The sequence below is a fragment of the Actinospica sp. genome (assembly GCF_035552695.1).
In the GTDB taxonomy this organism is placed as follows: domain Bacteria; phylum Actinomycetota; class Actinomycetes; order Streptomycetales; family Catenulisporaceae; genus Actinospica.
In genome coordinates, this window is sequence record NZ_DASZKT010000116.1 from 117,254 (window position 1) to 136,414 (window position 19,161).

A 19,161-nucleotide genomic window follows, 5' to 3' on the forward strand; every position below is an offset into this window, starting at 1 on the left:
TCGGCGATCTTAGAGCCTTCCGCACCTGCGGGTATGATCACACCCTGTGAACTCACCGCCGGATTCGGGCAGCCGCCCGCCCAACCTCACCCGCCGCTCGCTGGTGGCCCTCGGCCTCGGCGCGGGGGTGACCGTGCTCGCCGCCTGGGGCGGCGGCCGCGGCTCGGGCGCGTCGAACACCCAGGCGGCGAACGACGGCGTTCAACTGGCGGACGTCTCGCTGGCGCTCGACTGGACGCCGAACACCAACCACACCGGCGTCTTCGTCGCGCAGCAGCTCGGCTACTTCGCCCAGCGCGGCATCAACCTGCAGATCGTGCCGTACGGCTCGACCGCGCCCGAGACGCTGATCTCCACGCACAAGGCGGACTTCGGCATCTCCTACCAGGACGGGCTGACGGAGGCCGCGGTCGCCGGCGGCGACATCGTCTCGGTGTTCGCGATCACCCAGAAGACGGACGTGTGTATCGGTGTGCGCGCGGATTCCGCGATCAAGAATCCGGCGCAGCTGGACGGGAAGGTCTACGCGGGCTACGGCGGGCCGATGGAGGTCCCCATGCTGCAGTACGTGATCCGCGCGGCGGGCGGCACCGGCCAGTTCAAGGACGTGACCCTCAACACGGACGCCTACCAGGCGCTCTACGCGGGCCAGGCCGACTTCGCGATGCCCGAGCCGACGTGGGAGGTGCTGCAGGCCGCGCTCGTCGGCAAGCCGCTGCGCACCTTCGACGTCACCGAGTACGGCTTCCCGGCGATCTACTCGGCGATCATCGCCTCGTCGAGCCACTACCTTCAGCACAACGCGGACGTCGCCAAGCGCTTCCTCGCCGCGATCGAGGAAGGCTACGCCTACGCCGCCGCGCACCCGACGGAGGCGGCGAACCTGCTCATCCAGGCGAACCAGGCGGTGCTCGGCACGCAGGTCCAGCTCGTCATGCAGAGCGCGCAACTCGAGGCCAGCCAGTACTACAAAGACTCCAATGGGCAAATCGGCTACCAGAGCGCGGCGCGCTGGCAGGCGCTGACCGACTTCATGTTCAAGAACGGCATCCTCACCGACGCCTCGGGCAAGCCCATCAAGGCCGCACCCAAGGAGTCGACGCTGTTCACCAACGACTACCTTCCGGCGAGCGTGACCGCATGACGCCCAATCGGCTCATTCGTATGCTTTGGCCGCCGGTGCTGCTGGCCGCCGTGCTGATCGTCGGCTGGCAGCTGGCCGCCGAGTACGGGGTCAAGAACCCGCAGGTGCTGCCCTCGCCGAGCCAGGTCGTCTCGGCCGGCTGGGGGCAGCGCCGCGCGATCGCGCACAATGCGTGGCCGACGCTGCGCGAGACGGAGCTCGGCTTCGCGTTCTCTTTCGCGGTCTCCTGGATCCTCGCTACGGCCATGGACTTCTCCCCGGCCGCCCGCCGCGCGGTCTACCCGCTGCTGGTCGCCTCGCAGACCGTTCCGATCATCGCGATCGCCCCGCTGTTCGTGGTGATGTTCGGCTTCGGGATCGGGCCGAAGATCCTGCTCGTCGCGCTGGCCACGTTCTTCCCGCTGGCCGCCTCGCTGGCCGCCGGTTTCGCGAACGCCGACGAGGACGCCGACCGGCTGATGCGTTCGATGGGCGCGAGCCGTTGGCGGATCTTCTGGACGATGCGGGTGCCCGGGGCGCTGCCGTTCTTCTTCACCGGCCTGCGCGTCGCCATCACGTACGCGATCGGCGGTGCGATCTTCGCCGAGTACGCGGGGGCGGAGAGCGGGCTCGGCATCTATCTGCAGCAGATGCAGCAGGTCTTCCGCACCGACCTCGTGTTCGCGACGGTCGCGGTGATCGCGATCGGCAGCATCGTGCTGTTCGCGCTGACGTACCTGCTGGAGCGTTGGCTCACGCCGTGGCGCAGGCATGAGCGGACCGGTCGGGAGGCGGCGAGATGACCACTGACTATGTACTCGAGACGAAGGGCCTGACGCACGAGTACGCGCGTCCGGGCCGGTCGCCGCTGCCTGTGCTCGCCGGTCTCGACCTGCAGGTACGCGAAGGCGAGATCGCGGCCGTCATCGGTCCGAGCGGCAGCGGGAAGTCCACGCTGCTGAACATCCTGGCCGATCTCGACAAGCCGAGCGGCGGCGAGGTTCGGGTCGCCGGTGAGCGCGGGGTGGCGTACATGCCGCAGAAGGATCTGCTCTTCCCGTGGCGCACGATCGAGGACAACGCGATCCTCGGCCTCGAGGTCGCCGGGGTGAAGAAGAAGGCCGCGCGCGAGCAGGTGGCGCCGCTGTTCGCGGAGTTCGGGCTGGACGGGTTCGAGTACGTGTACCCGGCGCAGCTCTCGGGAGGCATGCGGCAGCGCGCGGCCCTGCTGCGGACCGTCGCGATGAACCGGCCGGTGCTGCTGCTCGACGAGCCGTTCGGCGCCCTCGACTCGCTCACCCGCACGCAGATGCAGCTGTGGCTGGCCGAGACCTGGCAGCGGCACGGTTGGACGATCGTGCTGGTCACGCACGATATCCGGGAGGCGGTGTTCCTCTCCGACTCCGTGCACGTCCTGAGCCCCAGGCCCGCGCGCGTCACCCGCCGCTTCGAGATCGACCTGCCGAGGCCGCGCGGCGCCGGCACCTTCGCCCTGCCCGAGTTCGCCGGGCTCGAACGGCAACTGCTCGACACGCTGCTCGGATCGAGCTCCTAATGTCCGCTTCGCCGCACCTCGTGCACGGGATGGGCACCGAACCGGCCGACCCCGACTGGCCGCCGCTCACCCTGCCCGAACTCGACGCGTTGCTCGCCGCGTTTCCCGAGGCGGGCGGCGCACGCGAGGTCCGGTGGCGTTCCCCGCGACCGCTCTCGGCCGCCGCGCTCGTCCGCGCGGCACGGGGCGCGGACGTGTTCGTCAAGCGGCACCACATCAGCGTGCGTACGCGCGAAAGCCTGGCCGAGGAGCACGGCTTCCTGCGACACCTCGCGGCGAACCACGCTCCGGTAGTACGAGTGCTGACGGAGGCCGGCGGCGAGTCCGTCGGCGTCAGCGACGACGGCGCGTGGACGTACGAGGTGCACAGCGTCGGCGAGGGCGAAGACGTGTACCGCGACGCGATCTCCTGGTCACCGTTCCACAGCCTGCAGCACGCGCACTCCGCTGGCCGGATCTTGGCGAAGCTGCATGACTGCGCGAGGGGCTACGACGCGCCGAATCGCTCCGTCGTGCCGCTGACCGGTGGCTTCACCATCTTCGGCGATCAGACGGATCCGCTGTCCGCTGCCGAGAAGTTCGCCGCCGCGCGGCCGGCGCTGGCGGTCTACCTGGAGCGGAAGGCCGATTGGCGCGGCGCGCTGGAGCGCTGGCACCTGCCGTTCTACGAGCGTCTTCAGCCGCAGCTTCGAGCGCTACCGCCGCTGTGGACGCACAACGACCTGCACGCCTCGAATCTGCTCTGGCACGGCGACGAGGCGGCGAGCGTCATCGACTTCAACCTCGCCGACCGCGCGTACGCAGTGCACGATCTCGCGCTGGCGATCGAGCGCAACGCGATCGAATGGGTCGAACTCGCGGGGAAGGGCGAGCGCGCCGTCCACGCGGATGCCGCGCGTGCGCTGATCGCAGGCTACGAAGAGGTCCGCCGCCTCACTGACGCGGAGCGGGCGGCGCTCCCCGAACTGCTCCCGCTCTGCCACGTGGACTTCGCGCTCAGCGAACTCGACTACTTCGCCGGAGTGACGAAGAACGAGGCCAACGCGGAACTCGCCTACCGCTACCTGATCGACCACACGTTCTGGTTCGCGAGCGAGGGCGGATCCGCGTTCCTGCGCGAGATCGTCAGTCCTCGTGCCTGACCGCCCAGAGTGCCGCCTGGGTTCGGTCCGAGACTCCTAGTTTCATCAGAATGTTCGAGACATGCGTCTTGACGGTCTTCTCCGCGAGCAGGAGAGTCCTGGCGATCTCGCGGTTCGACCTGCCGGCGGCGATCTGCTGCAGCACCTCGCGCTCACGCGCCGTCAACTGCGGGCCCTGCGTCTCGCTCGGCACGGCGGCGGCGGATCCGGCCTGCGCGACGAGCGCCTCTGAGACCTGCGGGCCCAGCAGCACGTGACCCGCCGCGACCGCGCGCACGGCCGTCGCCAACGCCGCCGGATCGACGTCCTTGGAGATATAGCCGCGCGCTCCCGCCCGAAGCGCGGGCAGCGCGCTGCGATACTCGCCGAAGCTCGTCACCACGAGCACGCGGTCCGCCAAGCCCTGCTCGGCAAGCGTTTCCAGGGCGGACAGGCCGTCCACGCCCGGCATGACCAGATCGAGCAGCACGACGTCCGGCAGCAGTTCGGCGGTCAACGCGGCGGCCTCGGCACCGTCGGACGCCTCGCCGACCACCTCGAGGTCCGGTTCCAGTTCGAGGAACACGCGGAGCCCCTGACGGACCATCGGATGATCGTCGGCGATCAGCACTCTCACCTTGCCGCCCCCGCTACGACCGGCCACCGGGCACCTCCAGTTCGATCAACGTGCCCGCGCCCTCCTGCGTCTGCACGGCCAGCCTGCCGCCGACCGAATCGGCCCGCTCGCGCATCGAGACCAGCCCGAGGCCGCGGCCCGCCGCCTGCGGATCGAAGCCCTTCCCGTCATCGCGCACCACCAGGCGTACGCCGCCGACCAGCCGGTCAGGGCCCGTGCAGATCGGCTGCAGGGACACGTCGATCCGACTCGCCCCCGCATGCTTCAGCGCGTTGTGCAACGCCTCCTGCGCGACCCGCAGCACGACCTGATCGTGCGTCGGCGGCAGCGGCTGCGTCTGGTGGCAGGTGAAGCGCACGCGCGGGCCGCCGTGCGCACTGCGGGCGCGGTCGATCACCGCGACCTGCTTGCGCAGCGCCTCGGCCAACCCGTCGCCCGCGAGATCCGGGGTGCGCAGCTCGCCGACCGCCGTCGACAACTCCTCGGCGGCCTCCGTCGCCAGCGCGCCGACCTGCGCCAACTGCTCGCGCGCCCGCTCCGGATCCGACGCCACCAGGCTGCTCGCGGCCTGCGCCGTCAACCGCAGCGCGAACAGCTTCTGCGCCACCGCGTCGTGCAGCTCACGCGCCAGCCGCGCCCGCTCCGTAGTGATCGCCAGTTCGCGCTCACGCTCGTAGAGACGGGCGTGCGTCAACGCGATCGCCGCGTGCGCCGCGAGGATCTTCAGTACCGCCTCGTCGTCCTCAGTGAAATCCCCGCCATCGCCGACCGGCTCGGTGTTGCCCATGAACAATGCGCCGAGGATCACGTCCCCGTCCCGGATGGGCACGCCCAGAAAGCCGCGCAGCCGTGGATGCGCCCCCGGCCACCAGCTGAAACGCGGATCCGCCATGATGTCCGACAGCCGCTGCGGATGCGGGTCCTGCATCATCACGCCGAGCATGCCGTGCTGCCGGGGCAGCGGCCCGATCGCCTTCCACTGCTCGTCCGTGACGCCTTCGACCAGGAACCGCGCGAAGGACCCCGCTCCGTCCGGCACCCCGAGCGCCGCGTACTCCGCGCCGACCAGATCGCGCGCCGTCCGCAGGATCGTGCGCAGCACCGTCGAGGTGTCCAGATGCTCGGTCACCGCGAGCACGGCCTCGCTCAGCTCACTCATCGCGGCCAGCGCGGCCGCCCTCGCGCTCGCACCGGCGCCGCTCTCGGACATGCACTCACCGTACCGCCGACCTCCGCCGAAGCGGATCAGTCCGTGTACGGGCGTTGGTCCTAGGACCAAAGTCCTGCGACGTACCGGGCTGCGGCCCGATCACGACTCGCACCCCGCGGCGAGACGGTCAAGGCATGACGAACACGAACGCAAGCGCGAAGACCTTCCGCGATACCCGGCCCGTCGCCGTGATCACCGGCGCGTCCCGCGGTCTCGGCCTCGAACTCGCACGCGATCTCGCGGAGGCGGGCTGGCGGCTGGTGCTGACCGCGCGCGGCGCCGAGGAGCTGGACAGGGCGGCCGCCGAAGTCACCGGCTGCACCGCCGTGACGGCGCTGGCGGGGAGCGTCGTCGACGACGACCACCGGGCCGAGCTGGCACACGCCGCGGCCGAACTCGGCGGCGCCGACCTGCTGATCAACAACGCCTCCACGCTCGCCGGCTTCGACCTCGACGGCGCGCCGATGCCGACGCTCGCGCAGTTCCCGCTGGTCGGGCTGCTGGAGACCTTCGAGGTCAACGTCCTCGGCCCGCTCGCGCTCACCCAACTGCTGCTCCCGCAGCTGCGGCTCAAGCACGGCCGGATCATCAACATCTCCTCGGACGCGGCCGTCGAGGCGTACGCGGGCTGGGGCGGCTACGGCGCGAGCAAGGCGGCGCTGGACCACGCCTCGGCGATCCTCGCGCAGGAGGAGCAGGACGTGACCGTATGGTCCGTCGATCCCGGCGACATGCGCACCAGGATGCACGCCGAGGCCTTCCCCGGCGAGGACATCTCCGACCGGCCGCTGCCCGTCAGCGTCGTGCCCGCCTTCCGCAGGCTGCTCGACGAGAACCCCGCTTCGGGACGCTACCGCGCCGCCGACCTGCTGAGTGTGGAGGCGAACGCATGACGATCACCCTGGAGACCGGATTCGACTTCGACGTCCCCGACGAGCTGACCGCGCACGAGCCCGCCGAGGCCCGCGGCCTGGCCAGGGACGGGGTGCGGATGGTCGTCGGATACCGAAGGTCGCTGATGGCCGAGCACCATCAGTTCACGAACCTGCCGGACGTGCTGACCGCGCAGGACCTGCTGGTGGTCAACAACTCGGGCACGCTCCCGGCGGCGCTCACCGGAAGGCTGGTCGACGGGCGCCCCGTCGCCGTGCACGTCTCGTCGGCCGAGCCGAACGAGCGCGGCGCGTACCTGGTCGAGCTGCGCAGGCCCGCGCCGGACGGGGGCGCGGCGCGGGCTGCGGGCCCGTCCCGGTACTACCAGCCCGGGGAGTCGCCCGCCCGGGTCGGCCTCGTGATCACGCTGCCCGGCCGAGCCCACGCGCAGCTGACGGAGCGCTTCACGAACCGGCTCTGGTTCGCGGAAATCCGGTTGCCGCGCGGGATGTCGCTCGTGGCGTACCTCGCCTGGTACGGCAAGGCGATCCGATATGGCTACGTGGACCGCGAGTGGCCGATCGAGGCCTATCAGACCGTGTTCGCGACCGAGCCGGGCAGCAGCGAGATGCCCAGCGCGGCGCGGCCGTTCACCGCCGAACTGGTGAAGGAACTCGAGCGGCGCGGTACGAAGATTGCGCCGATCACGCTACACACGGGCGTCGCGTCCCCGGAAGCGCATGAGGCTCCTTACGCCGAACGGTTCAAGGTGCCCGCGGCGACGGCGGAGCTGGTCGAGCGCACGCGGCGGGATGGCGGACGGGTCGTCGCCATCGGCACCACGGTCGTGCGCGCCCTCGAATCCGCCGTCGACGCCGACGGCCACGTGCACGCCGCCGACGGATGGACCGACCTCATCATCACACCGGAGCGCGGCGTCTACGCGGTCGACGGGCTGCTCACCGGCTGGCACGAGCCGCGCGCATCGCACCTTCTCATGCTGCAGGCCGTCGCCGGACGACCCCTGCTCGACCTCTGCTACGCCGAGGCGATCGCAGGGGGCTACCTGTGGCACGAGTTCGGCGATGTGAATCTGCTGCTGCCGTAACCGTCGTTGAACCGTTTGTGTAGTCCCTGTGCGGCATTTTGCGCGGCACGCCCTGTGCACCACCGCGTTTTTGCGCTCTCAGAGTGGCCGTGACCACGGCAGTGGATTATTCTCCCTGTCAGTACGGGGGCTTGCCGCACCACGGGAACCGGGGGTTCGCACATGGGGATTTTGGGAGATATCGAAGGCGCCGCGGGCGATATCGTGCACGCGGGCGAGGACGTCATCCAGGCGGGAGTGGGCTCCGTCGAGGGGATGCTGAGTTCGCTGCACGGCTTCCTGACCGACGCGGGGCTCGGCAACGTCGTGCAGGAGCTTGAGCAGCTTGCCAACCAGGCCAATCAGCTCAAGCAGCAGTTGGCCGCCGCTGCCTCCTCGGCGCATTGGACGGGCGCGGCCGCGGACGGATTCCGGGCCCGCGCGCGGCAGCGGGAGGCCGAGGTCACGCAATTGGTGGGTGCGCTCGATTCGGCGCACTCCGCCGTGGCCGCCGCGTACGCCATCGCAGGCATTTTCTAAACGGGGATTTGGGGGAGGACATGGCCGCGAGCGATCAGTATCAGGTAGACATCGCATCGGTGAAAGGCCTGATTCAGGCCTGGCAGAAGGGCTCCGACGAGCTCAACGCCATCTCGAAGCAGCTTTCGAATATCCATCAGCAGCTGATGGGCTGCGTTCCGAGCACCTTGTTCGAGGGCTTGTTCGGCGAGGTGCCGCTGGCCGAGAGCTTCGCGAAGGTCGGCGCGGCGGCCTCCGTCGCGCAGCAGGTCGCTCAGGGGCTCACGCAGGACACGGCGTCGCTCGACAGCAACCTCGCGGCATACGTCGAGACCGAGGCGACGGTCGAGGCCAGGCTCAAGGCCGTCAAGAAGCACCAGGGCAGTGTGACGCCGCCGCATGCGACACACACCTCGGGCAGCGGCGGCGGCGGTGGCTCGGCGCACCACGGTTCTGCGCACCACGGCTCGTCGTCCGGCGGCGGCTCGAGCTCCGGCGGAAGCACGCAGCCGCCCGGCCCCGCGCAATACGCCAACCAGGCGCAGGTGGAGGCCTGGATCGACCAAGCGTTCCAGGCGCTCGAGGCCAGCGGCGTGCCCGCGAGCGAACTGGACAAGGCCGGGGTGCTGCTGATCATCGAGCACGAATCCAGCGGCAACCCGAACGCCATCAACAACTGGGACAGCAACGCCAAGGCGGGCGACCCGTCGCGCGGCCTGATGCAGGTGATCGGGACCACGTTCAGCGAGTACAAGCTGTCCGGACACGACGACATCTACAACCCGGTCGACAACATCGTCGCGGGGGTCCGGTACGCGATCTCGCGCTACGGATCGATCCAGAACGTTCCCGGCGTCAGAAGCGTAGACAATGGAGGAAACTACGTTGGTTACTGAGCCGCTTCGTGCGGGGGTGCTGGTCGGCGCGACGCTGCTCGCGACCGCCGCCCTCGCCGGATGCTCCGGCAACCCGAGCACGCCGGCCGGCTCCGGCAGTGCGTCGGCCACCGGCTCGGCGGGCTCGACGAGCGCGTCCACCAGCGCGGCCGCGTCCTCCTCGGCGAGCGCGAGTTCCAGATCATCCGCGGGCTCCGGGTCGATTGCGTCTGGTTCCGCGGCCACGTCGATCCCGGCCGCGTCGTGGATCCGACCCTCCGCGATCCCGCTCTACGCGAAGTACCGCTGGCCCTCGCCCGCGAGCGTGGCCAAGTCGGCGAAGGCTCCGGCACTGAGCGCCGTCCAGGACTGCCAGTCGACGCTGAGCAGCGCGGACCAGGCCGAACTCGGCGCGTTCCCCGCCGCGCAGGCCGAACTCTCGCCGACCAGCGGCGGCAGCGGGGGACGGGACGACTGGGCCGCGGAGGAAACGGTCCTGGCCACCAACGACACCAGTTCCGGCGACATCCAGGGGATCTACAACCTCTACACGGACCTCGTCGCCGACCTCGGCAAGTGCGCGAGCACGGCGTCCGGCGCGAAGGTATCGGTCGCGGTGAACCAGGGCCCTGAATACGCCGCGACGATCACCGTCCCGACCTCCACCGGCTCGACCCTGACCTGGCACGAGTACCTCGCCGCGCCCTACGGGTACCTGATCGAGCTCGCCGTCTACGTCGCGCCGTACTCGGGCGACCAGCCCGGCGCCGCGTGGGACGGTTCCTCGGCGAGCACCGTGCTGGGCGCGCTCCAATCAGGGCCCTGCTCCGTCACGAGGCTCTGCTGAGTTCACCCACACGAGTTAATCCTCGGCCGCTCGATCCTCGGCCGCGCGTTTCCACCAGGACCGCGCGGCCGCCTCGTCAGTTCCCGCCGGAGCGCGCCTCGATGAGCCCGAGCACCAGGCTGACCGCGACCACCGCGTAACCGCAGCCGAGCATGTACAGCGTGCCGCGGCGCACCACCGAGGCCGCGATCGCGATCAGGGCCGCGACCACCGGCGAGATCACCAGCGGCAGCACGTAGCTGAGCATCGGCTCGTGGCCGGTCCCGTTCGCCTGCAGCCCGGCCGCGAAACAGCCCACCGCGCCCGCCACCGCGAGCAGCGGCAGCAGTATCGCGGCCCAGCTCACCGAGCGCCGGCTCTCCACCTGAGCTTCCATGCAATATCGCTCTCTCGTTCGGGTGGGCAGTATCGTACGCTTGGCGTCCGCGCTGTGCAGGACTGCTGCCGTTTGCATCGAGGGGGACTATCTTGACCGAGTCGGACCAGCCCAGACCCGGACCCGCGGACCCATGGCAGTCCGTGCCCAGCGGCGTCCAGCCACCGCAGCCCGCGCCGGGCACGCCCGGCTACACCGGGTACGGCTACCCGCCGCCCGGCATGGCGCCGTACTACTACCCCGGCTACCCGGCCAAGCGCACCAACGGCCTGGCCATCGCCGCGCTGGTCTGCGGGATCTGCGGGTTCCTGTACTTCATCCCGGCGATCCTCGGCATCGTCTTCGGCATCATCGCGGTGCGGCAGACGAAGCGGGACGGCACGGACGGGCGGGGCATGGCGATCGCCGGCATCGTCACCGGCACGCTCTGGCTCGCGCTGCTCGCCCTGATCGTGCTGATCCTCGCGACCTCGAACTGAGGATCGGCGCGGACCCGCCCGCGCCACGGGCCTAAACCGGCCCGAGGTGGGAAACACCCACTAATGTGAACATGCATTCGCCCCCGGCGCGGCGCCCCCTGATAGGCCTGACCGCCTATCGCGAGCACGCCTCCTGGGGCGTGTGGCACACGCAGGCGGCGCTGCTGCCGCACAATTACGTGGACTTACTCACCCAGGCGGGCGGCGTCCCGGTGCTGCTGCCGCTCAGCGAGGACGACGCGGCGGCCAGCATCGTCGCCGCGCTGGACGGCCTGGTGCTCACCGGCGGCCCGGACATCGAGCCGGTGCGCTACGGCGCCGCTCCCGATCCGTACGCCGAGCGCTTCCAGTCCGACCGGGACACCTGGGAGTTCGCGCTGCTCGCCGAGGCGCTGCGGGTGGACCTCCCGGTCTTCGGCATCTGCCGGGGCATGCAGCTGATCAACGTCCACTGCGGCGGAACGCTGGTGCAGCACCTGCCCGAGCTCGCCGGCGGCCAGCGGCACCGCCCCGCCCCCGGCGTGTTCGGCACCGTCCGCGTCCGCCTGGACACCGCCGCCATGCCCGGCTCCCTGCTCGGCCCCACCGTCGACGTGCCCTGCTACCACCACCAGGCCATCGACCTGCTCGGCGACGGCCTCAAGGCCACCGCCTGGGCCCTCGACGAGACCGTCGAGGCGGTCTGGAACCCCGACCGCCGCTTCCTGCTCGGCGTCCAATGGCACCCCGAGGCCCGCGACGACCCCGCCCTCTTCGCAGCCCTCGTCCGCGCCGCGTCAGCGGGTTGATTCAGGGCCGCGAGCCGGCCGGCGATCTGCAACCACCGGCCGGGCTACGGACGGGAGAGCAGGATGCTCGCCTCGGCGACGGTGTCGACGAGGTGGAGGGTCTTGGCCATGGGCTTGCCCTCGGCGAGGTTGCGGAGCAGCGGCCAGGCGGGGAGGGTGCGGGTCCAGTAGGACACGCCGACGAGGATCATCCGGCGGGCGTTGGCGGTGCCGTAGTAGGCGGGGGTCGCGGCCTGGAAGATCTCCTGCACGGTGCCGGCGGCGCCGGGGAGGATGACGACGGCGGAGTTGGCCCTGGCCAGCAGAACGTCCTCGCGCAGGGCGTTGGAGAAGAACTTGGCGATGGTGGTGGCGAAGGGGTTCGGCGGCTCGTGGCCGTAGAACCACGTCGGTACCGACAGGGACTCGCCGGCGCGGTCGCGGGGGTAGACCGTGCGCACGGCGAACGCGGTGCGGGCCCAGGGCGTGACCTCCGGGCGGAACGAGGGGACTCCGGCGAGCATCGCAAGGGACTGAGTCAGTGCCTCGTCGGGGTACGGGGCGAGGTAGGCGCCGAGGTTCGCGGCCTCCATGGCGCCGGGGCCGCCGCCGGTGGCCACCGTGAATCCCGCCCGCGCGACGCTCCGGCCGAGCAGCGCGGCCTGGGTGTAGCCGTCGGTGCCGCGCTCGAGGGCGTGGCCGCCCATGACGCCGATGACGCGGCGGCCCGCGGCCCACTCGTCGAGCGCGTCCTCGATCGAGTCGTCGTGCAGGCCGCGCAGGGCCAGGGCGAGCACGTCCTCCCGTCCGCGCGGCTCCTGGTCCCAGCGGTAGGCGAGCGCGTCAGGGGTCTGTTCATACGGCTTCGTATCTACGCCCTCGTACAATTCCTCGGGCGAGTAGAGGCCGACGCGGTACGGGTCGAAGGGCAGCCGCGGCGTCGGCGGGAAGACCAGCGCGCCGCGTTGGCGCAGGTCGGCGGCCACGGTCTCGCTCAGTTCGCAGCCGAGGAACGCGCTGTCCTCGATGTCCGAGGTTCTCAGTTCCCATCCTCGTTCTCGGAGATCGACCGCCTGAATCCGGCAGCCCGCCAGGCTGCCCGGATGCCGCGAGACGTAACTGTCGAACTGCGCGAGCGACTCGATCTCCACCACGAGGCCCGAGTCTATCGCCAGAGCGGTGATCCGACTCGGCGTTTGCACAAGCCTGGATTGACCTTTTCTTAGGGCCAAGGGGCTTGACGTGTCCAATGGTCTAGTCCAATCTTCGCTGTACGGCACTGCGGCGCAGTGTGGCGCCGAGGCCGTCCGCGTGAAGGGACCTCCCACACCCATGGCTCGAAATCAACATACGGACAAGCGTGTCCGGGCCGCGCTGGCCGTGGCCGCGGCGGCCTCGGTCGCGGTCGTCGGGGCGGTCTTCGCCACCCAGGCGCAGGCCGCGTCCAGCAACCTGCTGACGAACGGAAGTTTCAGCAGCGGCAATTTGAACGGCTGGACCTGCGACTCGGGGACCGGCTCCGTCGTGACCTCTCCGGTCTACTCCGGCGACACGTACGCGCTCGCCGGAGCGGCCACCTCCTCCGACGACGCGCAGTGCACGCAGACCGTCTCGGTCCAGCCGAACAGCAGCTACTCGCTGTCCGGCGAGTTCGAGGGCGCGTACGTGTACCTCGGCGTGACCGGCGGCTCGGACACCTGGACTCCCTCGGCCACCTCGTGGCAGCAGCTTTCCATGAGTTTCACCACCAGCGCGTCGCAGACCTCTGTCACCATTTACACGCACGGCTGGTACGCCCAGGGCACGTACTACGCCGACAACCTCACGCTGACCGGTGCGGCCGGCTCCGGATCGACCAGCACGAGCCCGTCGCCCACCCCGACGACGGCCAGCCCGTCCCCCTCGCCGACCACGACCACCGCCTCGCCCACGCCGACCTCCACCGGCGGCACCGGCGGCAACAGCGGCCTGCCCGCGCACGTGCTCGCCGGCTACTGGCAGGACTTCACCAACACCGCCCCGGCGCTGAGTCTCGCCTCGGTGCCGACCGGCTACAACCTCGTCGACGTCGCCTTCGCCTCGACGGACTCCGCGAACGACGGCGGCGTGACCTACTCCGTCGACTCGGGCCTGTCCTCGGCGCTCGGCGGATACACGGACGCCCAGTTCACCGCGGACGTGGCCACGCTGCACTCGCGCGGCCAGAAGGTGCTGCTCTCGATCGGCGGTCAGAACGGCACGATCTCCGTCGCCTCGTCGAGCGCCGCGACGAACTTCGCGAACAGCGCCTACAGCCTGATGAAGCAGTACGGCTTCGACGGCGTGGACATCGACCTCGAGAACGGCGTGACCCCCACGTACATGGCGCAGGCGCTTCAGGACCTGCACAACCTCGCGGGCTCCTCGCTGATCATCACGCTCGCGCCGCAGACGATCGACATGCAGTCCACCGGTTCGGACTACTTCGCGCTCGCTCTGGACATCAAGAGCATCCTGACGATCTCCTTCACCCAGTACTACAACAGCGGCACGATGAACGGCTGCGACGGCAACGTCTACGCCGAGGCCACGGAGAACTTCGTCACCGCGCTCGCCTGCACCCAGTTCGAGGGCGGCCTGAGCCAGAGCCAGGTCGGCATCGGCCTGCCCGCCACCAGCGCGGCGGGTCCCGACGGCGGCTACGTCTCGCCCTCGACGGTCAACGCGGAGCTCGACTGCCTGGCCGCCAAGGCGAACTGCGGCAGCTTCGTGCCGCCGAGCGCCTGGCCAGGTATCGGCGGCGCGATGGACTGGTCGATCAACTGGGACGCGTCCAGCGGTTACGCCTTCGCGAACACCGTCGGCCCGTACCTGAAGTCGCTCCCCTAACGTGACCGCCCTGTTACTCAATACTTTGGTAAAGGCTGCGGCCCAGACCTTGTAGCGGCAGGGGGTGCGTGTCAGGCTCGCCGCCATGGCACGCACCTACCTGTCGACGCTCTCCCCGCGCCGCCGCTGGGGCATCGCCTTCGCGGCGGCCGGAGTCGCGCTCGCCGCCACGGCGGGCCTCGGCGAGCCCTGGGGCTATCACACCATCAGTGCTCTGCCGAAGGACTCCGGATTCAGTTCGGCTCCGCTGCTCGCGAGCACCCTCCAGGTCTTCCACTGGACCACGGGCAGCGCGCAGCTCGGCGGCACGCATCCGTGGATCGCGGCATTCGTACTCGACCTCGTCTGGCCGCTGCTGATCCTGATCGGCACCCGGGCGCTCGCGGGCGGCCTCGCCCTGCGCCGGGCCAATTCCTCGCTGATCGTCGGGGTGTGGAGCGTGACCACGCTCACCGGCGCGTTCGCCGGGCTCGCCGCGGGCCTCGTGGACCACGGCGCGGGATCCCGCGTCGCGTTCGCCGCCGTGTCCGCGCACACCACGACCGGCGACGTGCTGGCCCTCCAGGCGGCGACGATCGCGCTGGTCGGCGCGCTGGTCGGCTGGCTGCCCGGCGTCGCGGCGGCCCTGGCGTACTCGGTCAACCGCGTCGTCCCGCAGCCCGAGCCCGAGACGATGAGCGGTGAGGAGAAGACCCTCGTCGAGGAGACCGGCACGCTCAGCCTGGAGAACCTCGAGGAGCTGCGGCACGCCCGCCGCGACGACGGCCGCCTCAAGGACGCCGGCACCAGCGAGTTCTTCCGGGTCTGACGCTACGCTCGTGCCGTGCGAATGCATGACGATCAGCTGACGGTTTCCACCGAGACGGTGCGCGGGCTGGTCGACGAGCAGTTCCCGCAGTGGCGCGGACTTCCCGTCCGCGCCGTGGCGTCGCAGGGCACTGTCAATGCGATCTTCCGGATCGGCGACGGCCTCGCGGCCCGGTTCCCGCTCCAGTCCGCCGGCATCGACGAGACGCGACGCAGCTTGCTACGCGAGGCGGAAGCTGCGCGCGAGCTGGCCGGGCGTACGCGGTTCCGCACGCCCGAGCCGGTCGCCGTCGGCGAGCCCGGCCGCGACTATGCGCTCCCGTGGTCGGTGCAGACCTGGATTCCGGGTGGCGTCGCGACTCCGGACGACCCGGCCGACTCGGTGGCGTTCGCGAGCGACCTCGCCGAGCTCATCCGCGACGTGCGCGCCGTCGAGACACGAGGCCGCACGTTCGGCGGCGGCGGCGGCCGCGGCGGGGATCTGAAGCCGCACGACGCGTGGATGGAGACCTGCTTCGCGAGGAGCGAGGACCTCTTGGATGTACCGCGGCTCCGCCGGATGTGGTCCGAACTGCGGGAACTGCCGCGCGAGTCCGCTGACGCGATGACGCACGGCGACCTGATCCCCGGCAACGTGCTCGTCGCGGGCGATCGGCTCGCGGGCGTGCTGGACGTGGGCGGCTTCGGGCCCGCGGATCCGGCGCTGGATCTGGTGTGCGCCTGGCATCTGCTGGCCGCCGGCCCCCGGCGGCGGCTGCGCGCGGAGCTCGGCTGCGGCGAGCTCGAATGGCGGCGCGGCCGGGCGTGGGCATTCCAGCAGGCGATGGGCGCGGCCTGGTACTACCGCGAGACCAACGCGGCGATGCACCGGATGGGTGTGGTGACGCTCAGCCGTCTGCTCGAAGACGACTGCTGAGCGGCCTGGTCCTGGAGGACGGCGTACGGCGCTCGTAGCCCAGAAGGGTGTACGCCAAATAGATGTTGTGCTCCACCAGATCGTCCAACGAGTCTGGGCCGTCCGGGCGATACCACTGGGCCACGGCGTTGCAGGACGCGATGATCGAACGGCGCACGTCGTCCGGGTACGGAGTGGTGAAGATCCCCGCCGCGACGCCCGCGTCGATCGGCCCGCGGAACCTGGCGCTCGCCTCGCGCTGCCTGGCCCGATACCGTTCCCGCTCCTCGGGTTCCAGCGCGCGCGCCTCGTTCATCAGCAGCAGGCTCGCCTCCGAGCGCTCGGCCCGGTAGCGCACCGTCGCGCCGACCACCGCGGCGAGCCGGCGCGCCGGATCGTGCCCGGCCTCGGCCAGGGCCTCCGCGCAGCGCGCCTGGTAGTCGTCCATGCCCTCGTGCAGCAGGGCCGCGAGCAGCGCCTGCTTGCTCGGGTAATAGTGGTACAAGGCGGACAGGCTCACCCCTGCCGCCGCGGCGATCTCCCGGATGGAGACCGCGTGGAATCCCCGGTCGGCGAACTGCGTCGAGGCGGCGGCGAGCAGGGCCTGGTGGCCTGCGGGGCGAACCGTCACGGGGACTCCTCCGGGGATGGACAAGCAGTACTACTGGCGAGTAGCTTAACGAGCGTTCGTTGAGTTGGCGAGAGACAGGATAGGGGTTCGGCGGTGCTCCGGAGCATTTACAACGAGGACCACGAGGCGTTCCGCGCCATGATCCGGGACTTCATCGAGTCCGAGGTGGCGCCGGAGTACAGCGAGTGGGAGAAGGACGGCCACCCGCCGCGCGACTTCTACAACAAGCTCGGCGAGCTCGGCGTGTTCGGCATCAACGTGCCGGAGGAGTACGGCGGCGCGGGGGAGACCTCGTACAAGTTCGAGTCCATCCTGATGGAGGAGACCGCCCGCGCGGGCGTGACCTTCGGCGCCGCGGGCATCCACGTCAACCTGGTGCGCCCCTACCTGCTGGCCTTCGCGAGCGAGGAGCAGAAGCGGCGCTGGATGCCCGGGTTCATCAGCGGCGAGATGATGGGCGCGCTCGCCATGACCGAGCCGGGCACCGGCTCCGACCTGGCCGGCATCGCGACCACCGCCAAGCTCTCCGCGGACGGCACGCACTACGTGCTCAACGGGGCCAAGACCTTCATCTCCGGCGGCGTGCTGGCCGACCGGGTGCTCGTCGTCGCCCGCACCTCCCCGGCCACGCCGGAGAACCGCCGCGGCGGCCTGACGATCCTGTTCGTGGACACCAAGTCCCCGGGCTACAGCGTCGGCAAGAAGCTGGACAAGATCGGCCTGAAGACCTCGGACACCGCCGAGCTGGCCTTCCAGGACGTCAAGGTGCCGGTCGAGGACCTGCTCGGCGAGGAGGGCCAGGCCTTCAAGTACCTGACGCACAACCTGGTCGAGGAGCGGCTGGCCATCTTGGTCGGCTCGACCGCGCAGGCCGGTGCGGCGATCCGCTTCGCCGTGGACTACGTCAAGGAGCGCAAGGCCTTCGGCCAGCCGATCGCCTCGTTCCAGAACACGAAGTTCGTGCTCGCCGACTGCGAGTCCGACTACCAGGCCGCGCAGGCGCTGACCGACCGCGCGATCGAACTGTTCGACCAGGGCAAGCTCACCCCGGCCGACGCGGCCGCCGCGAAGATCTTCACCACCGAGGCGGCCGGGCGGATCATCGACAAGTGCCTGCAGCTGCACGGCGGCTACGGCTACATCAACGAGTACCCGATCGCCCGCCTGTACGCCGACACGCGCGTGTCCCGGCTGTACGGCGGCACCTCGGAGATCATGCGCACGATCGTCGCGAAGTCGCTCGGGCTGTAGGCGCTGGGTGAAACCGCCGCGCTGAGGCATCGAGCCCTGATAAGGCGGCGGAAAGACTTTGACGGCGGCCGCGGCCGTACCATACCGTTGGCGCTCGTCAAGGGGACAGGGAACGAATACGAAGCGCGGCACGAGGCTGTGCGGCGGAGGGGGCGGGCATGGCCACGGCCAAGCTGAACCAGATCATCGCGGTGGAGAAGGGCGTCAAGGGCAAGTCCTTCTCGGAGCTGACCGAGGCGCACCACCTGCTGCTCAAGCCCGCGCTGCTGTCCGGCATCTCGCGCAGCTACCAGCCGAAGGACGACGAGGGCGAGCAGCTGCCGCCGGAGTCGACCAAGGTGCAGGTGAAAGCCGAGGAGGTGCTGCGCAAGACCTCCGCGACGCTGACCCGGCTGTTCGACGTCACGGCGACGAAGGACTGGGCCAACTGCGTGGCCAAGGCCGACATCACGGTCGACGGCACCGTACTGCTCAAGGACGTGCCGGTGACCTACCTGCTCTTCCTGGAGAAGCAGCTGACCGACCTGCACACCTTCATCAAGAAGCTGCCGGTGCTCGATGCCGGCGAGTCCTGGGTGCAGGACCTGTCCACGGACAGCTGGAAGACCGAGCCGGTGCAGACCTACCGCACCAAGCGCGTGCCGCGTAACCACGTGAAGGCCGAGGCGACGGAGAAGCACCCGGCGCAGGTCGAGGTCTACTACGAGGACATGACCATCGGCTACTGGACCACCGTGAAGTTCTCCGGCGCGCTGCCCGCCCGGCGGGTCAACGAGCTGCTTGACCGGGTGGAGAAGCTGCAGCAGGCCGTGAAGTTCGCCCGTGAGGAGGCCAACGGCACCGAGATCGCCGACCAGCGCGTCGGCGAGGCCGTGTTCGGCTACCTCTTCGGCTGACGCACCAGCACGATTCCCACCACGCAGACTCCTTCCCGGTTGAGCCCCGGGAGGGCGGCGCGCACACCGCGCGCAGACTGAAACTCAGTGATCAGACTGACGAAGCGGCGTAACGGTGCAGGTTCGAGTCCTGCCCCCGGCACACCTGCCGGGGTAGCCCAAGGCAGAGGCGGCGTCGCCCCGCAAACTCAGACTCTCGCTCGAGACTCGGTCATCGCCGTCGATCCCCGAATCGAACGGACGCGGACGAGCACGTGAGTTGCCGGTTCGACTCCGGCCCGCGCCTCTTCACGGCGCGGTAGGCCCAATGGAAGGGCCGCACGTCTGATCAGAATGATCCGCGT

Annotated in this window: 21 protein-coding genes; 16 read left to right on the forward strand and 5 right to left on the reverse strand. The window is 70.1% G+C overall.

Annotation, left to right across the window (positions count from 1 at the left end; translation table 11 throughout):
• The first annotated feature begins 46 nt into the window (after nt 1-46).
• The 4 genes from VG296_RS14590 to VG296_RS14605 are packed head-to-tail and all read left to right on the forward strand — an operon-like array spanning nt 47 to nt 3,820.
• Nucleotides 47-1,144 (forward strand): ABC transporter substrate-binding protein, encoded by a 1,098-nt coding sequence (locus VG296_RS14590; RefSeq protein ID WP_325566243.1) that lies wholly within the window; start codon nt 47-49, stop codon nt 1,142-1,144.
• Between the two features lie 20 nt (nt 1,145-1,164).
• A complete protein-coding gene (locus VG296_RS14595) occupies nt 1,165-1,926 on the forward strand; it encodes an ABC transporter permease (protein ID WP_325566244.1) in 762 nt (253 codons plus the stop codon).
• Nucleotides 1,923-2,678, forward strand: coding sequence for an ABC transporter ATP-binding protein (locus tag VG296_RS14600; RefSeq protein ID WP_325566245.1), 756 nt, complete (start codon nt 1,923-1,925; stop codon nt 2,676-2,678). Before VG296_RS14595 ends, VG296_RS14600 begins: the two co-directional genes overlap by 4 nt.
• Nucleotides 2,678-3,820 (forward strand): phosphotransferase enzyme family protein, encoded by a 1,143-nt coding sequence (locus VG296_RS14605; RefSeq protein ID WP_325566246.1) that lies wholly within the window; start codon nt 2,678-2,680, stop codon nt 3,818-3,820. Before VG296_RS14600 ends, VG296_RS14605 begins: the two co-directional genes overlap by 1 nt.
• On the opposite strand, the gene VG296_RS14610 is transcribed toward VG296_RS14605, so the two are convergent.
• Nucleotides 3,804-4,406 carry a response regulator transcription factor gene (locus VG296_RS14610; RefSeq protein WP_349259563.1) on the reverse strand — a complete coding sequence of 201 codons (603 nt, stop codon included), beginning with the start codon at nt 4,404-4,406 and terminating at the stop codon, nt 3,804-3,806. The two genes, VG296_RS14605 and VG296_RS14610, sit on opposite strands and share 17 nt — an antisense overlap.
• A 43-nt stretch (nt 4,407-4,449) precedes the next feature.
• The gene (locus VG296_RS14615; protein ID WP_325566248.1) at nt 4,450-5,646 is read right to left on the reverse strand and encodes a GAF domain-containing sensor histidine kinase; all 1,197 of its coding nucleotides are present in this window, start codon (nt 5,644-5,646) and stop codon (nt 4,450-4,452) included.
• A gap of 134 nt (nt 5,647-5,780) precedes the next feature.
• On the opposite strand from VG296_RS14615, the gene VG296_RS14620 reads away from it, so the two are divergent.
• The 5 genes from VG296_RS14620 to VG296_RS14640 all read left to right on the forward strand — a co-directional run bounded on the left by VG296_RS14620 (nt 5,781) and on the right by VG296_RS14640 (nt 9,847).
• Nucleotides 5,781-6,539 (forward strand): SDR family oxidoreductase, encoded by a 759-nt coding sequence (locus VG296_RS14620; RefSeq protein WP_325566249.1) that lies wholly within the window; start codon nt 5,781-5,783, stop codon nt 6,537-6,539.
• Nucleotides 6,536-7,627, forward strand: coding sequence for an S-adenosylmethionine:tRNA ribosyltransferase-isomerase (locus VG296_RS14625; protein ID WP_325566250.1), 1,092 nt, complete (start codon nt 6,536-6,538; stop codon nt 7,625-7,627). The genes VG296_RS14620 and VG296_RS14625 overlap by 4 nt, the downstream gene beginning before the upstream one ends.
• 162 nt (nt 7,628-7,789) lie before the next feature.
• A complete protein-coding gene (locus VG296_RS14630) occupies nt 7,790-8,146 on the forward strand; it encodes a hypothetical protein (protein WP_325566251.1) in 357 nt (118 codons plus the stop codon).
• Between the two features lie 20 nt (nt 8,147-8,166).
• A complete protein-coding gene (locus VG296_RS14635; protein ID WP_325566252.1) occupies nt 8,167-9,021 on the forward strand; it encodes a transglycosylase SLT domain-containing protein in 855 nt (284 codons plus the stop codon).
• Nucleotides 9,011-9,847, forward strand: a complete 837-nt coding sequence (locus VG296_RS14640) for a hypothetical protein (protein ID WP_325566253.1) — start codon at nt 9,011-9,013, stop codon at nt 9,845-9,847. The genes VG296_RS14635 and VG296_RS14640 overlap by 11 nt, the downstream gene beginning before the upstream one ends.
• Nucleotides 9,848-9,923: 76 nt before the next feature.
• Here the strand turns inward: VG296_RS14640 and VG296_RS14645 are convergent, their stop codons facing one another.
• A complete protein-coding gene (locus tag VG296_RS14645) occupies nt 9,924-10,223 on the reverse strand; it encodes a hypothetical protein (protein ID WP_325566254.1) in 300 nt (99 codons plus the stop codon).
• A 92-nt stretch (nt 10,224-10,315) separates the two neighbouring features.
• On the opposite strand from VG296_RS14645, the gene VG296_RS14650 reads away from it, so the two are divergent.
• Nucleotides 10,316-10,702 (forward strand): DUF4190 domain-containing protein, encoded by a 387-nt coding sequence (locus tag VG296_RS14650; protein ID WP_325566255.1) that lies wholly within the window; start codon nt 10,316-10,318, stop codon nt 10,700-10,702.
• Nucleotides 10,703-10,773: 71 nt separating this feature from the next.
• Nucleotides 10,774-11,490 (forward strand): gamma-glutamyl-gamma-aminobutyrate hydrolase family protein, encoded by a 717-nt coding sequence (locus VG296_RS14655; RefSeq protein ID WP_325566256.1) that lies wholly within the window; start codon nt 10,774-10,776, stop codon nt 11,488-11,490.
• 44 nt (nt 11,491-11,534) lie between these two features.
• Here VG296_RS14655 and VG296_RS14660 read toward each other — a convergent pair whose 3' ends face one another.
• Nucleotides 11,535-12,623 (reverse strand): LOG family protein, encoded by a 1,089-nt coding sequence (locus tag VG296_RS14660; RefSeq protein WP_325566257.1) that lies wholly within the window; start codon nt 12,621-12,623, stop codon nt 11,535-11,537.
• 178 nt (nt 12,624-12,801) lie between these two features.
• On the opposite strand from VG296_RS14660, the gene VG296_RS14665 reads away from it, so the two are divergent.
• The 3 genes from VG296_RS14665 (at nt 12,802) to VG296_RS14675 (ending at nt 16,060) form a co-directional block, all read left to right on the forward strand.
• Nucleotides 12,802-14,337, forward strand: a complete 1,536-nt coding sequence (locus tag VG296_RS14665; protein ID WP_325566258.1) for a glycosyl hydrolase family 18 protein — start codon at nt 12,802-12,804, stop codon at nt 14,335-14,337.
• Nucleotides 14,338-14,422: 85 nt separating this feature from the next.
• On the forward strand, nt 14,423-15,145 hold the full coding sequence (locus tag VG296_RS14670; RefSeq protein WP_325566259.1) for a hypothetical protein: 723 nt from the start codon (nt 14,423-14,425) through the stop codon (nt 15,143-15,145).
• Nucleotides 15,146-15,166: 21 nt separating this feature from the next.
• Nucleotides 15,167-16,060: an aminoglycoside phosphotransferase family protein gene (locus VG296_RS14675; RefSeq protein ID WP_325566308.1), complete on the forward strand. Its 894-nt coding sequence runs from the start codon at nt 15,167-15,169 to the stop codon at nt 16,058-16,060.
• Here VG296_RS14675 and VG296_RS14680 read toward each other — a convergent pair.
• Nucleotides 16,032-16,670: a TetR/AcrR family transcriptional regulator gene (locus VG296_RS14680; protein ID WP_325566260.1), complete on the reverse strand. Its 639-nt coding sequence runs from the start codon at nt 16,668-16,670 to the stop codon at nt 16,032-16,034. The genes VG296_RS14675 and VG296_RS14680 overlap by 29 nt on opposite strands.
• 93 nt (nt 16,671-16,763) lie before the next feature.
• Between VG296_RS14680 and VG296_RS14685 the strand changes: the two genes are divergently transcribed.
• Nucleotides 16,764-17,921, forward strand: a complete 1,158-nt coding sequence (locus VG296_RS14685; RefSeq protein WP_325566261.1) for an acyl-CoA dehydrogenase family protein — start codon at nt 16,764-16,766, stop codon at nt 17,919-17,921.
• A 158-nt stretch (nt 17,922-18,079) separates the two neighbouring features.
• Complete coding sequence (locus VG296_RS14690) at nt 18,080-18,817, forward strand: hypothetical protein (protein ID WP_325566262.1); 738 nt, start codon at nt 18,080-18,082, stop codon at nt 18,815-18,817.
• The last annotated feature ends 344 nt before the right edge of the window (nt 18,818-19,161 follow it).

What these genes read in the sequence shown, in the direction of transcription:
- VG296_RS14655 (WP_325566256.1), top strand. Translation starts at nt 10,774, where the DNA reads ATGCATTCGCCCCCGGCGCGGCGCCCCCTGATAGGCCTGACCGCCTAT.
- VG296_RS14620 (WP_325566249.1), top strand. Translation starts at nt 5,781, where the DNA reads ATGACGAACACGAACGCAAGCGCGAAGACCTTCCGCGATACCCGGCCC.
- VG296_RS14635 (WP_325566252.1), top strand. Translation starts at nt 8,167, where the DNA reads ATGGCCGCGAGCGATCAGTATCAGGTAGACATCGCATCGGTGAAAGGC.
- VG296_RS14630 (WP_325566251.1), top strand. Translation starts at nt 7,790, where the DNA reads ATGGGGATTTTGGGAGATATCGAAGGCGCCGCGGGCGATATCGTGCAC.
- VG296_RS14625 (WP_325566250.1), top strand. Translation starts at nt 6,536, where the DNA reads ATGACGATCACCCTGGAGACCGGATTCGACTTCGACGTCCCCGACGAG.
- VG296_RS14595 (WP_325566244.1), top strand. Translation starts at nt 1,165, where the DNA reads ATGCTTTGGCCGCCGGTGCTGCTGGCCGCCGTGCTGATCGTCGGCTGG.
- VG296_RS14600 (WP_325566245.1), top strand. Translation starts at nt 1,923, where the DNA reads ATGACCACTGACTATGTACTCGAGACGAAGGGCCTGACGCACGAGTAC.
- VG296_RS14690 (WP_325566262.1), top strand. Translation starts at nt 18,080, where the DNA reads ATGGCCACGGCCAAGCTGAACCAGATCATCGCGGTGGAGAAGGGCGTC.
- VG296_RS14665 (WP_325566258.1), top strand. Translation starts at nt 12,802, where the DNA reads ATGGCTCGAAATCAACATACGGACAAGCGTGTCCGGGCCGCGCTGGCC.
- VG296_RS14675 (WP_325566308.1), top strand. Translation starts at nt 15,167, where the DNA reads ATGCATGACGATCAGCTGACGGTTTCCACCGAGACGGTGCGCGGGCTG.
- VG296_RS14670 (WP_325566259.1), top strand. Translation starts at nt 14,423, where the DNA reads ATGGCACGCACCTACCTGTCGACGCTCTCCCCGCGCCGCCGCTGGGGC.
- VG296_RS14605 (WP_325566246.1), top strand. Translation starts at nt 2,678, where the DNA reads ATGTCCGCTTCGCCGCACCTCGTGCACGGGATGGGCACCGAACCGGCC.
- VG296_RS14615 (WP_325566248.1), bottom strand. Translation starts at nt 5,646, where the DNA reads ATGTCCGAGAGCGGCGCCGGTGCGAGCGCGAGGGCGGCCGCGCTGGCC.
- VG296_RS14610 (WP_349259563.1), bottom strand. Translation starts at nt 4,406, where the DNA reads ATGGTCCGTCAGGGGCTCCGCGTGTTCCTCGAACTGGAACCGGACCTC.
- VG296_RS14645 (WP_325566254.1), bottom strand. Translation starts at nt 10,223, where the DNA reads ATGGAAGCTCAGGTGGAGAGCCGGCGCTCGGTGAGCTGGGCCGCGATA.